Origin of the sequence: Terrisporobacter glycolicus ATCC 14880 = DSM 1288 (assembly GCF_036812735.1) — a bacterium.
Classification (GTDB): Bacteria; Bacillota; Clostridia; order Peptostreptococcales; family Peptostreptococcaceae; genus Terrisporobacter; species Terrisporobacter glycolicus.
The window spans coordinates 416,134-428,878 of sequence record NZ_CP117523.1; the positions used below are offsets into that span (position 1 = coordinate 416,134).

Genomic DNA, 12,745 nt, shown 5'->3' on the forward strand with positions numbered 1-12,745 from the left:
ACCCTATATAAGTGAACTTATATTTGCCCACTTATATAGGGTATTTATATATTTAATGTAATTATATTTTTATATAACTTCCAACCACATACCCAGTATAGCTTTTATACTTAACTTTATACCATCCAGATGATAGCTTATTAACAATCTCGATAGTAGTGTTTTTAGGAATGGTAGTTATAATACTAGAAGAAGTAGAAGTACTTTTTCTAAGGTTAAGATTAGCAGAAGTAACACCTTTATTTGAAGACGATGTATTAGAATTACTGCCATTTAATTTAACATAATCTTTAGAAACATATCCAGTATTACCTTTGTATTTAACTTTATACCATTTAGAGTTAGATTTATCAACAATCTCAATAGTAGTATTTTTAGGAATAGTAGCTATAATACTAGAAGAAGTAGAAGCACTCTTTCTAAAGTTAACATTGGCAGAAGTGATGCCTTTTTCAGAAGAAGGAGTACTAGTGTTATTATCATCACTGCCACTACCATTTAACTTTACATAATCCTTAGAAACATATCCAGTATTACCTTTGTATTTAACCTTATACCAACCAGAAGTAGATTTATCAACAACTTCAACAGTAGTATTTTTAGGAATAGTAGCTATAATACTAGAAGAAGTAGAAGAACTTTTTCTAAAATTAACATTGGCAGTAGTAACGCCTTTTTCAGAAGAAGGAGTACTAGTGTTATCATCATCACTGCCACTACCATTTAACTTTACATAATCCTTAGAAACATATCCAGTATTACCTTTGTATTTAACTTTATACCATTTAGAGTTAGATTTATCAATAACTTCAACAGTAGTATTTTTAGGGATAGTAGCTATAATACTAGAAGAAGTAGAAGCACTCTTTCTAAAATTAACATTGGCAGTAGTAACGCCTTTTTCAGAAGAAGGAGTACTAGTGTTATCATCATCACTGCCACTACCATTTAACTTTACATAATCCTTAGAAACATATCCAGTATTACCTTTGTATTTAACCTTATACCAACCAGAAGTAGATTTATCAACAACTTCAACAGTAGTATTTTTAGGGATAGTAGCTATAATACTAGAAGAAGTAGAAGCACTCTTTCTAAAATTAACATTGGCAGTAGTAACGCCTTTTTCAAAAGAAGGAGTACTAGTGTTATCATCATCACTGCCACTACCATTTAACTTTACATAATCCTTAGAAACATATCCAGTATTACCTTTGTATTTAACCTTATACCAACCAGAAGTAGATTTATCAACAATTTCAACAGTAGTATTTTTAGGAATAGTTTCTATAATACTAGAAGAAGTAGAAGCACTCTTTCTAAAGTTAACATTAGCAGTAGTAACCCCTTGATTTCCAGAAGGAGTACTTGTATCATCATTACCAGAGTTACCACCAAAAGTTTTTAAGCAAGTATAATTCAAATCAACATATCCACTTATGCCAGGAACAGAGCCTTTTTCTGAGTACTGCCACATAGAGTATGGTTTTCCAAAGGTATTAGTGGAAGAATATTGAGCCACCCATAAATTATTAGAATTAATAAGATCATTAGTGAAGTATGAACTACTGAAATCTTTATTAGTATATATACCTGAAGTATATCCTTTGGATTCAACTTTATTAAGAAATGAATTAGCCATTCTTGTAGCCAAGTCCTTTGTTACTTTTACGCCATTGTTATTTGCATATCTGACGCTATCATACTCAAAATCGAAAAACACAGGGTATGTAATACTATTTTTATAAGGCGATATGGCATTTAAGCAAGCTTGAGCCTCGATAGCAGCATTTTCAGGAGTAGTTGCATAACTAAACCAATATACACCTATTTTAAGTCCAACACTTTTTGCACCTTCAATATAAGTTTTGAATTTTGGGTCTATAGTAGATGTTCCATATCCAGCTCTTATAATAACGTAGTCAACACCAGAATTTTTTACACTACTCCAATTGATAGTTCCGTTCCATTTACTTACATCTATACCTTTTTCAATTGGATTTAATTTTAAATAAGATGCTTGAACATATCCTTGTTTACCTTTGAAATCAATTTTGTACCAATCGCTACTTTTACCTAGTATTTCAACAGTTTCACTGATTTTTAATGTACCAATTACACCATTTGAAGTAGATGGACCACTTCTTACACTTAAAGAACTTGATGTTACACTTCCGCTACCAATAGCTTTTGGGTTAGATAAAGTTGCTTTTTGAGGAGAAAGAGCCACTCTATTAGACATAAAGGTTCTATAATTGCTTTCCCCCATACTGCCCATACTATAAGTTTTGTTTTCCTCAGGGTCCGGTTGATATTTAGGTGAATCTTTGGAAACTTTGTTTTGAGAATTTGTACCTACTTTTATTTCAAAATCATCATCGGATAAAATAGTAACGTCGCTACTTGATTTTGACTTAATTGAATCTGCATTTGCTATGATCATTAGATTTTGAGAAGTGATAGCAATACCTAAGGACATAGCCAAAAAAGATTTATCTTTTTTATTCATATTATTCCCCCTTTTAGTTAGTATAAATTACCATAAATTGAAAATATATATAAATTATATAATAAATGTATATGGTTTTGTCTAAATAATTCAATAATTAACTTTTTATTTTTGTACCTATTTTATATTACGGACATTTAAGGTATTATTTTAGCGAATGACTATAATTTATGGATTGTATACATTATATTTTAAACATTACAAAAACGTAATGATAATGAAATGTACATACATATTTAAAAAAATAAAAGGTGTATATAATAAAAGACATGAAAGATAAATTGAGGAGGATTACTTAAGGATGAAAAATATATTAAGTGTTGAAAAAATAGAAAAATACTATGGAAATAAAGATAATGTTACAAAAGCCATAGACAATATAAGTTTTAAAGTTGGTGAAGGAGAATTTGTTGGAATAATGGGCCCTAGTGGAAGTGGTAAAACAACACTTCTTAACTGTATCTCAACAATAGATACTGTTACAACTGGAAGTATAGTAATAAATGATAAAGACATTACAAGATTAAAGTCTAAAAACTTAGATAAGTTTAGACAAAATGAGTTAGGATTTATATTCCAAGACTTTAACTTATTAGATACATTAACTGCTTATGAAAATATAGCATTGGCTTTAACAATAAAAGGAGAAAAAACTTCTGAAATAGATGGAAAAATAAAAGAAGTAGCAAAATATTTAGAAATTGAAACAGTATTAAATAAATATCCTTACCAAATGTCTGGGGGACAAAAGCAAAGGGTAGCATCAGCAAGAGCAATAGTAACAGACCCATCATTAATACTTGCTGATGAGCCAACAGGAGCACTTGACTCAAAATCTGCAAGATTATTATTAGAAAGATTAGAAAGTCTTAATCAAGATTTAAAAGCAACCATATTAATGGTTACTCATGATGCTTTTACAGCAAGTTACGCTCATAGAATTTTATTTATAAAGGACGGAAAAATCTTTACAGAATTAGTAAGAGGTAAAGATTCAAGAAAAGAGTTCTTTAATAGAATAATGGAAGTTATTACTCTAATAGGAGGGGATGACAACAATGTATTCTAAAATAGCATTTAAAAATGTTAGAAAAAGTTTTAAAGACTATACTATATACTTTTTAACTTTAACATTGGCAGTTTGTATATTCTATAGTTTTAACTCTATTGAATCACAAAAAGCCATGATGGAAGTGAATTCTTCAAGTGCAACATATGTGGAGGCTCTTTCTAACATAATATCTTATGTATCAGTATTTGTAGCATTTATTTTAGGAAGTTTAATTCTTTATGCTAACAACTTTTTAATTAAAAAAAGAAATAAAGAGCTGGGGATTTATATGACACTTGGGATGTCAAAAAATAAAATCTCTAGAATTTTAATATTTGAAACAGTAATTGTAGGGATATTTTCACTTATAAGTGGATTGATTATAGGTCTTATAGCATCACAAGGACTATCTGTTCTTGTTGCTAAACTATTTGATTTTAAAATGTCTAGCTATACTTTTATAATTTCTACTGGGGCCATAATCAAAACAATTATATACTTTGGAATAATGTTTATGCTTGTTATGATATTTAACTCTTTTGTAATTTCAAAATATAAAATAATTGATTTATTAACAGTTGGTAAAAAAACAGAGGAAATAAAATTTAAAAACCCATTTATATATTTAATTACATTTATTTTATGTGTAGTTTGTCTTGGTACAGCATATAAATTTGTTTTAGATACGGGATTAAATGTAACGGATTCTAGATTTCCTATGTCTATAGGACTTGGAATAGTGGGAACTGTGCTATTTTTCTTCTCTTTGGCAGGATTTATTTTATATGTGGTTAAAAAGAATAAAAAAGTTTATTTCAAAGGTTTAAATATATTTGTTGTAAAACAAGTAAACAGCAAGGTAAATACAAACTTTATTTCTATGTCAGTAATTTGTCTAATGTTATTTTTAACAATAGGTGTATTATCAACAGGATTTAGTTTTAAAAATGCTTTAGAAGCAGGACTTGAAGGGGCTACTCCATTTGATGCAAGTGCATATATGTATGTGAATAAAGGTGACAAAGCACGAGATATAAAAAAATCTCTTGATTATATGGGAGTTAAGTTTGGAGAAAATGATAAAGTAGTTTATTTCAATGAATATAATTCTGGTAAGAAATTTTCGGATGTTATATCATTAAATGATAATATTAAAAAAGTGATAAATGATAATGTTAGTGAAATGGATTATGAAATATCGTATATAAAAATTTCAGAATACAATAAAATGAGAGAATTAGATAATGAAGAGCCTATAAACTTAAAAGAAGATGAGATATTAATAACATCAAATTTCTCAAAACTATTACCATCAATAGAAAAATATATGGAAGACAATAATACAGTTAAAATTGATGGCAAAGCATACAAAATAAAAAATGAGGAAGTAATAAAACACAATTTAAAAACAGATTTTATGCAAAATAATATGCTTACTCTTATAGTTAGTGATAATCTTTGTAAGGACAAAACTTTATATTCAAGTGCTATAAATATTAACTTTGACACAAATAATAAGAAAAAAAGTGAACAGAATTTCATTGCAAAGATTGCTAAATACCAAGATTCAAATACAGATTATGATAAAACAGGATTTGTAATGGCAAATTCAAGAGATTCAATTTATGAAGGAAATAAAGGTGTTACAACTACGATATTATTTATAGGAATTTATATAGGAATAGTATTCTTAATAAGTAGTATGGCAATTCTTGCACTTCAACAACTAAGTGAAGCAAGTGATAGTATAGAAAGATATGTAGCATTAAAGAGACTTGGAGCAAGTAGAAAAAGTATAAACAAAACAATATTTGTACAAACTCTTGTTTACTTTAGTATACCTGTAATACTAGCTTTAGTTCATTCAGTGGTAGGGATAAAAGTTGTAAATGACTTTATATCAATGTTCAATCAGCCAGACATAGGAGGATCATCTCTTGTGACTGCAGGAATATTCTTTATTATATATACAATTTACTTCTATATAACTTATAGTGGATACAAAAATATAGTAAAAAATAATATATAAACCTTAAAAAATCTATTTAAAGTAAAAAATCTACTTTGAATAGATTTTTTGGTATAATTATACAAATAATAACTAATGAGTAATTTATATATTTGTATAAAATAAGTATATAAACCAAGGAGGGATAAAACCTATGGAAAAAATAATAATTATTGAAGATGAAGAAATAATTAGAGAAGAACTGAAAAATTTCTTAGGAAGATATGGATATGAAGTAGTAGCACCTACATCCTTTGATAATGTGGTGGAATTTATTATACAGGAAAATGCCAACTTAGTTTTACTAGATATAAATTTACCAGTTTTCGATGGATATTACATATGCAGAGAAGTGAGAAGAGAATCTGATGTACCTATAATAATCGTAACAAGTAGGGATAGCGATATGGACGAGCTTATGAGTATGAACTTGGGAGCGGACGATTTTGTCACAAAACCTTATAATACACAAATACTAATGGCAAGAATATCAGCACTACTAAAAAGAAGTGGCTTAACAACAGCTAATAGTAGCATTTTAACTTATGAAGATTTTCAACTAAATTTGTCAAATGCAACTATTACGTATAATGATAAGGAAATAGAATTAACTAAAAACGAAGTAAAAATACTTTCCTATTTAATAAATCACAAGGGTGAAATAGTATCTAGAGAATTACTAATGGAGTACTTGTGGAGCACTGATTATTTTGTTGATGATAGTACCTTAACTGTAAATATAACAAGGCTTCGTAAAAAATTAGAAGAGATAGGAATAGAAAATGTGATAGAAACAAGAAGAGGATTGGGGTACATAATGCCATGAAAATGATTGACTACATAAAAGATAAGGGGATTTTTCTATCTACAAACTTTATGTTCTTTATAATAATTTCATTATTTATGGGATTTGCTAAGGCAGCTCCAGTTATAATTTTTCTTTTATTTTTTATATGGTTTTTCCCCTTAATAACATATATGTTGATAGAGTATATAAAATATAAAAAGTACTTTCATAACATAGAAACTGTCCTTGATAATCTAGATAGAAAGTATTTATTGCCAGAAGTAATAAATGACGCAAATTTTATAGTAGGAGAAGAAGTAAATGATATTTTAAAAGAACTAAGTAGAGATATGCATGAAAATGTTAAGTATTACAAAAATATTCAAGAAGAATACAGAGAATACATAGAAATGTGGGTCCATGAAATTAAAACACCAATAGCATCTTCAAAACTACTAATAGAAAATAATAATAATGAAATAACAAGAAAAATCGATATACAAATGGATAGGATAGAAAACTTTGTGGAGCAAGTTTTATATTATTCAAGAAGTGATGAAGTAGGCAAGGATTATATTATAAAGAAAATAGAATTATCTCAAGTTGTAAAAACTGTAATTAAGAAAAATCAGAGGGATTTTATAAGCAAAAGAATAAGCTTGCAACTAGATGATATTAATGAAATTATTTATTCCGATACAAAATGGGTTGAGTTTATATTAAATCAAATAGTAGGAAATGCTATTAAGTATTCCAAAGGAAAAGAAGACAAAATAACAATTAAAGCTAAAAAACTTGGAAATGCAGTAGTATTAACAGTTCAAGATAATGGAGTAGGAATTGCTGAACATGATATAAATAGAGTGTTTGAAAAAGGATTCACAGGAGAGAATGGTAGGAAGTTTGGAAAGAGTACAGGTATAGGTCTGTATTTATGCAAAAAACTATGTGTAAAACTTGGATTAGGATTACAGATTGATTCTAATATAGGTGAAGGAACAAAGGTAAGTATAATTTTCCCAAAAACAGAAAACATAGCAGAAAAATAATAAATAAGTTTTTTTAAGAGCTAATTTATAAAAAATTGAAAAGATTACACGTTTATTGACGATAAAAAATACCAATGCTACAATTATTAATAAAGATAAACAAGTAAAATTAATATCTGAAGATATTAAAAAGGTCAGAAGGCTTTGCTTTCTGATCTTTTTTTGTGCAAATTTGGGGGGTTGGAATGATTAAATTTTTTATAAAGAAATTAAGATATATGATTTTAATACTTATAGGTGTATCAATACTAACATTCTCCCTAGGGAGGTTAGCTCCTGGTGATCCAGTGCAAAGTATTTTGGCAGATATTGATAAGCCTTTAACTGAGGAAGTTACTGACGATGCAAGAGAGAAGATGGGTTTAAATAAAAGCATTCCACAGCAGTATTTTATATGGCTAAGTGGAATTTTGAAGGGGGATTTTGGAACATGTATTAAGTCAGGTCAGAAAGTTACTTATGAAATTTCAAGAAGAATTGTTCCTACTATAGAACTTACTTTAGTTTCTACTATAATTATGCTTCTTATATCATTTCCTCTAGGAATATTATCAGCTTTATTTGAAGATAGAATTCCAGATAGAATTATTAAATTCCTTAATACAGTAAATATATCTTTTCCCACATTTTGTGTAGGAATAATCCTTATTTTAGTATTAGGAGTTAGAATGAAGTTGTTTCCAGTTATGGGTAGAGACGGACTAAAGAGCTTAGTCCTGCCATCTCTTACTTTGGGAATTTCTATGAGTGGAGGACTAATTAGACTTATTAGAAATGAGCTACTGAAAAACATGGAAAAGGATTATGTGCAAACTGCAGTTGTCCTTGGAGCAAAAAAAACTAGTGTAGTTATAAATAATATTATTTTGAATTCTATGATTGCTATTGTAACCAATGTAGGCCTTTATATAGGAACATTACTTGGAGGATCTACTATAATTGAGAACTTATTTGGATGGCCAGGGCTTGGAAATTTTATGATTCAGTCTATTTATAATAGAGATTACGCGGTTATTCAGGCATATGCAATTTTGATGGCGGTTATTTATGTGGTCATAAATATGTTAGTGGATATGATTTGTTATAATTTAAATCCTAAAATGAAAGGAGATTCTTATGGAAAATAGGAAATACCTTTCGAATAAAAATGAAGATAACCTGGATAATATAAAAGTTAATTCTCATAAGCTGTCTAAGATAAATAAGTTAAGAAATCAGCATAGATTTAAAAATATGCTATTGATGGTAGGGATAGCTCTTGTCACTCTTATTGTGATTGTTTGTGTAGGCGCTCCGTTTATATCTCCTAATGATCCACTTAAAGTGGATTTAGGAAAAGCTTTTTTGACTTCCACTAATGAATATCCTTTAGGAACTGATCAGATGGGAAGATGTATTTTGTCTAGAATTTTATATGGAGGAAGAACTTCTATATTTATTGCATTGTTGTCTTTGTCCTTAACTGTAACTATTGGAACCTTTATTGGAATTTTATCAGCTCTATCACCAAAAATAGTAGATAGTTTTTTTATGGGGATTTGTGAGATAACTTTAGCATTTCCAGGTATACTTTTAGCTATTGTTATTGTAGGTTTTTTAGGGCCTTCCATTGTAAATGTAATGGTGGCTATTTCCTTTGTTTCTTGGGCCAAATATGCTAGAGTAAGTAGAAATTTAGTACTTTCTATTAGAGAATCCAGTTTTATAAAGGCAGCAAAAGTTTGTGGTACAAGTCATTTTAATATTATAAGGTATCATATTATTCCAAATATATTTTCTACTATTTTAACTATTATGGTGACGGATATTGGTTCAACTATACTTAGACTAGCAACCCTATCTTTTATTGGTCTAGGGGCTCAACATCCTACTCCTGAGTGGGGAGTAATGATTAATGAGGCTAGAGAGTATATTGACTATGCGCCTAATATGATAGTTTATCCAATTATTATGATTTTCTTAACGGTGGCCTCTTTCAACTTAATTGGAGATAGCTTAAGAGATAGGTATGATGGCGATACCTATTAAATTAAGGAGGTTATAGCCATGGCTATTTTAGAAGTAAGAAATTTAAATATTGATTATATTAGTGTAAAAGGTGTTAATTATAGTATATCTGACATTAATTTTAAACTGGAGCAGTCAAAGGCAATAGGAATTATAGGTGAGAGTGGTTGTGGAAAGAGTACTATAGCCAAATGTATTTTAAATATACTTCCCAAAAATATATATACCCAGGGAGAAATTTTATTGGATGGAGTTAATATTTTAAATATTAGTGAAAAAGAAATGGAAAATATTAGAGGAAATCAAATATCAATGATATTTCAGGAGCCTATGCAAGCATTAAATCCTATCAGAAGAATCAAAAATCAGTTTTATGATTTGCTTTATAAATATAGAAAAATAAATGGGAAAGTCAAAACCGATAATCTTATTGTAAGCAGACTAGAAGATGTTAATTTAAAGGATATTGATAAGATACTAAATAGTTACCCCTTTGAATTAAGTGGAGGTATGGCGCAAAGGGTTATGATAGCAATGGCTTTAATAAACAATCCAAGGGTATTAATCGCCGACGAACCTACTTCCTCTATTGATGCTATTAATAGAAGAGAGATATTAAATGAAATAAAAAATTTGAAGGATCTATCTGTAGTAATTATTTCTCACAACTTAAGTGAAGTTTATGATATGTGTGATGAGATTTTAGTCATGAAGGATGGAGTAGTTGTGGAGCAAGGATATACTAAGGATATTTTTCAAAATCCTAATCATGAGTATACTAAATTACTATTACAAAATGAAAGGATAAGCAAAGGAAGCTATGAAAAAAGAGTATCTTGTTAAAATTGAAAATTTATATAAGAGCTATGAAAAACATGACAGATTCAAAATTCATAAAAAAGAAGTATTAGCAGGAATAAATATTAACATAAAAAAGGAAGAAATTTTTGGATTAGTTGGAGAAAGTGGTTGTGGAAAGAGTACTATTTGCAACTTAATACTAGGTCTTGATAAGTGTGATAGGGGAAATATTATCTTTGATAATGTGGATATAACTAATATGAAGGAAAAAGATATGAGGCCTATTAGAAAAAACCTGCAAGCAGTGTTTCAGGATAGTAAGTCGTCCTTAAATCCGAAGATGAAGATTTATGATATTTTAAATGAACCATTGAAAAATTATAATTTGGAAAGCTCACATAGGATAAAGGAGTTAGCAGAATTAGTTGGTTTAGACGAAAATAGTTTGAAAAAATACCCACATGAGTTTAGTGGAGGTCAAAGACAACGGATTTCTATTGCTAGAAGTCTTGCTTTAAATCCAAAATTTATTATTTTAGACGAGTCTACATCCAATTTAGATACTATAACTTTAAACAGGATTTTGGAATTGCTTAAAGATTTAAAAATGATGTTTTCTATGACTTATCTTGTAGTATCCCATGATATAGATATTATAAAAAAATTCTGTGATAGGGTGGCTATTATGGAAAATGGAAAGATTGTAGAAGTTTTACAAAAGGATGATATAGAAAATGCAAAACATCCTTATACAAGAAAGCTACTACATATAATGTAGATTATAAAAGTGGATTGACTATATATAATTAAGAATAAATTTGTTGTATTATATGTAGTTTTATACAAAATATTATTTAAAAAGGGGAAGAGGTTATGAAATTTAAAAAATTATCATCTATGATGATGGTAGCAATTTTATCAGTAGGCCTGTTAAGTGGGTGCTCTAATTCATCAGGCAAAGATAATGATACTTCTAGTGTAGGAAGTGATAAGCCAAAGGTACTAACAATAGCAACAGGTAGAAGTTTCTATCAAGGGGAAGGAACAGATATTTTTGTCCATGGATCTACTAATGTGTGGGAGAGTTTAGTTAAACTTCAAGATGACATGACACCAGCTTGTGACTTAGCTGAATCTATTGAACCATCTGAAGACTATATGAGCTGGACTATTAAAGTCAAAAATGGGATTAAGTTTCATGATGGAACTGAACTTAATGCAAAAGCTGTAAAATATAATTTGGATAGGCTATATCATTTTAGTGATGTTGATAAAAAGTATGATAAAAAAACTGAAAATATAGATGATTATGGAAAAATTAAAAGTATAGAATTAGTAGATGATTACACGGTTAAAGTAACTCATAAAAAACCAACAGTAGACTTTATGGCGAGACTTTCATATGCTGCTGGAGCTATGTTTAGTTTAGAGTCATTTAATGATGATGGACAAATTGTAAAGCCTTATGGGACAGGTCCTTTTAAATTAAAAGATTATGATGAAACTAGTGACGTTTTAATTTTAGAAAAATTTGCTGACTATAGAAACGGTGAAGCTAAGCTCGATGAAGTAGTTTTCAAAAAAATAGAAGATACTTCAACTAGATTATCAGCACTTCAAACTGGTGAAATTGATGCAGTAGCAGATGTAGGGGCGATTATGCCACAGCAAGCTGATAAAGTTAAGTCAGATGATAAATTAGAACTAAAAGAGCAATTAGTTACTACTACTCATTATATGAATTTAAATAAAAGCAAAGGCAAGTTATTTAGTAATAATGACTTAGCACAAGCAGTAAGTTATGCAGTAAGTTCAGAGTCAATTGTAAATGATTTATTACAAGGATATGGAAAAGAAGCAAAAAGTGTTATAACTTCTGTTAGTAAAAAATACTCAAGAGATTGTGGATATGAGTATAACTTAGACAAAGCTAAAGAATTAAAAGAAAAATCTATTGGTGATAAAAAAGAAACTATAGATATTATAATAAGCTCTGCTTTAACTGGTCGTTGGCCTTATGAAAATGTTGCTATGTTAATTCAGTCTCAACTTGAAAAAATAAATATAAAATCTAATATAGAGGTAGTAGATGCAGCAGTATGGTCTGAAAGATTAAAAACTGGTGATTATGATATGACTTTAGCACCTTATACAATTTCAACTGGAGAGCCATCTTTCTATTTTGAGCCACATATGAAATCTGATGGAGCTATAAATGTAAGTAGAAGCTATGGATATAAAAATAGCAAAACTGATGAACTTATAGCTAAGGCAGCTACTGAAACAGATGATAAAAAAAGAGTTAAGGATTATCAAGAGTTACAAGATATAGCAAGAAAAGAAGGACCTACTATTCCTCTTTGGGAAGATGTTACTTTATACGCAGTGAATAAAAAAGTTAAAGATTTTAACTTGAATTTGCTATTCTGGTCAGATCTATCTGTAGTAGATATTGAAAAATAATGTTTTAAGGAGTTGGGGCATAAGTTGTTATGCCCAACTCCTTTTTACTATTGAAAAAATTATATTGGAG

The 12,745-nt window shown here is 28.9% G+C and carries 10 protein-coding genes; 9 read left to right on the forward strand and 1 reads right to left on the reverse strand.

Going from position 1 to position 12,745, the window contains the following annotated elements:
- Window positions 1-61: 61 nt before the first annotated feature.
- Window positions 62-2,509, reverse strand: coding sequence for an SH3 domain-containing protein (locus tag TEGL_RS02215; RefSeq protein WP_338460389.1), 2,448 nt, complete (start codon window positions 2,507-2,509; stop codon window positions 62-64).
- Window positions 2,510-2,810: 301 nt separating this feature from the next.
- Here TEGL_RS02215 and TEGL_RS02220 point away from each other — a divergent pair, with 301 nt between their 5' ends.
- From TEGL_RS02220 to TEGL_RS02260, 9 genes are all read left to right on the forward strand, one after another.
- Window positions 2,811-3,578: an ABC transporter ATP-binding protein gene (locus tag TEGL_RS02220; protein WP_018592479.1), complete on the forward strand. Its 768-nt coding sequence runs from the start codon at window positions 2,811-2,813 to the stop codon at window positions 3,576-3,578.
- Window positions 3,568-5,589, forward strand: coding sequence for an ABC transporter permease (locus tag TEGL_RS02225; RefSeq protein WP_018592478.1), 2,022 nt, complete (start codon window positions 3,568-3,570; stop codon window positions 5,587-5,589). The genes TEGL_RS02220 and TEGL_RS02225 overlap by 11 nt, the downstream gene beginning before the upstream one ends.
- A 133-nt stretch (window positions 5,590-5,722) precedes the next feature.
- On the forward strand, window positions 5,723-6,394 hold the full coding sequence (locus TEGL_RS02230) for a response regulator transcription factor (RefSeq protein WP_018592477.1): 672 nt from the start codon (window positions 5,723-5,725) through the stop codon (window positions 6,392-6,394).
- Window positions 6,391-7,404 (forward strand): sensor histidine kinase, encoded by a 1,014-nt coding sequence (locus tag TEGL_RS02235; protein WP_018592476.1) that lies wholly within the window; start codon window positions 6,391-6,393, stop codon window positions 7,402-7,404. Before TEGL_RS02230 ends, TEGL_RS02235 begins: the two co-directional genes overlap by 4 nt.
- A 185-nt stretch (window positions 7,405-7,589) precedes the next feature.
- Window positions 7,590-8,531, forward strand: coding sequence for an ABC transporter permease (locus TEGL_RS02240; RefSeq protein ID WP_018592475.1), 942 nt, complete (start codon window positions 7,590-7,592; stop codon window positions 8,529-8,531).
- Window positions 8,521-9,432: an ABC transporter permease gene (locus TEGL_RS02245; protein WP_018592474.1), complete on the forward strand. Its 912-nt coding sequence runs from the start codon at window positions 8,521-8,523 to the stop codon at window positions 9,430-9,432. Before TEGL_RS02240 ends, TEGL_RS02245 begins: the two co-directional genes overlap by 11 nt.
- 18 nt (window positions 9,433-9,450) lie before the next feature.
- A complete protein-coding gene (locus TEGL_RS02250; RefSeq protein WP_018592473.1) occupies window positions 9,451-10,254 on the forward strand; it encodes an ABC transporter ATP-binding protein in 804 nt (267 codons plus the stop codon).
- On the forward strand, window positions 10,232-10,990 hold the full coding sequence (locus TEGL_RS02255) for an ABC transporter ATP-binding protein (RefSeq protein ID WP_018592472.1): 759 nt from the start codon (window positions 10,232-10,234) through the stop codon (window positions 10,988-10,990). Before TEGL_RS02250 ends, TEGL_RS02255 begins: the two co-directional genes overlap by 23 nt.
- Before the next feature lie 95 nt (window positions 10,991-11,085).
- Window positions 11,086-12,675 carry an ABC transporter substrate-binding protein gene (locus TEGL_RS02260; protein WP_018592471.1) on the forward strand — a complete coding sequence of 530 codons (1,590 nt, stop codon included), beginning with the start codon at window positions 11,086-11,088 and terminating at the stop codon, window positions 12,673-12,675.
- Window positions 12,676-12,745 lie beyond the last annotated feature (70 nt).

Bases quoted from the DNA above. Each gene is read 5' to 3' on its own strand.
- TEGL_RS02215 (WP_338460389.1), bottom strand. From the start codon at position 2,509: ATGAATAAAAAAGATAAATCTTTTTTGGCTATGTCCTTAGGTATTGCT.
- TEGL_RS02220 (WP_018592479.1), top strand. From the start codon at position 2,811: ATGAAAAATATATTAAGTGTTGAAAAAATAGAAAAATACTATGGAAAT.
- TEGL_RS02225 (WP_018592478.1), top strand. From the start codon at position 3,568: ATGTATTCTAAAATAGCATTTAAAAATGTTAGAAAAAGTTTTAAAGAC.
- TEGL_RS02230 (WP_018592477.1), top strand. From the start codon at position 5,723: ATGGAAAAAATAATAATTATTGAAGATGAAGAAATAATTAGAGAAGAA.
- TEGL_RS02235 (WP_018592476.1), top strand. From the start codon at position 6,391: ATGAAAATGATTGACTACATAAAAGATAAGGGGATTTTTCTATCTACA.
- TEGL_RS02240 (WP_018592475.1), top strand. From the start codon at position 7,590: ATGATTAAATTTTTTATAAAGAAATTAAGATATATGATTTTAATACTT.
- TEGL_RS02245 (WP_018592474.1), top strand. From the start codon at position 8,521: ATGGAAAATAGGAAATACCTTTCGAATAAAAATGAAGATAACCTGGAT.
- TEGL_RS02250 (WP_018592473.1), top strand. From the start codon at position 9,451: ATGGCTATTTTAGAAGTAAGAAATTTAAATATTGATTATATTAGTGTA.
- TEGL_RS02255 (WP_018592472.1), top strand. From the start codon at position 10,232: ATGAAAAAAGAGTATCTTGTTAAAATTGAAAATTTATATAAGAGCTAT.
- TEGL_RS02260 (WP_018592471.1), top strand. From the start codon at position 11,086: ATGAAATTTAAAAAATTATCATCTATGATGATGGTAGCAATTTTATCA.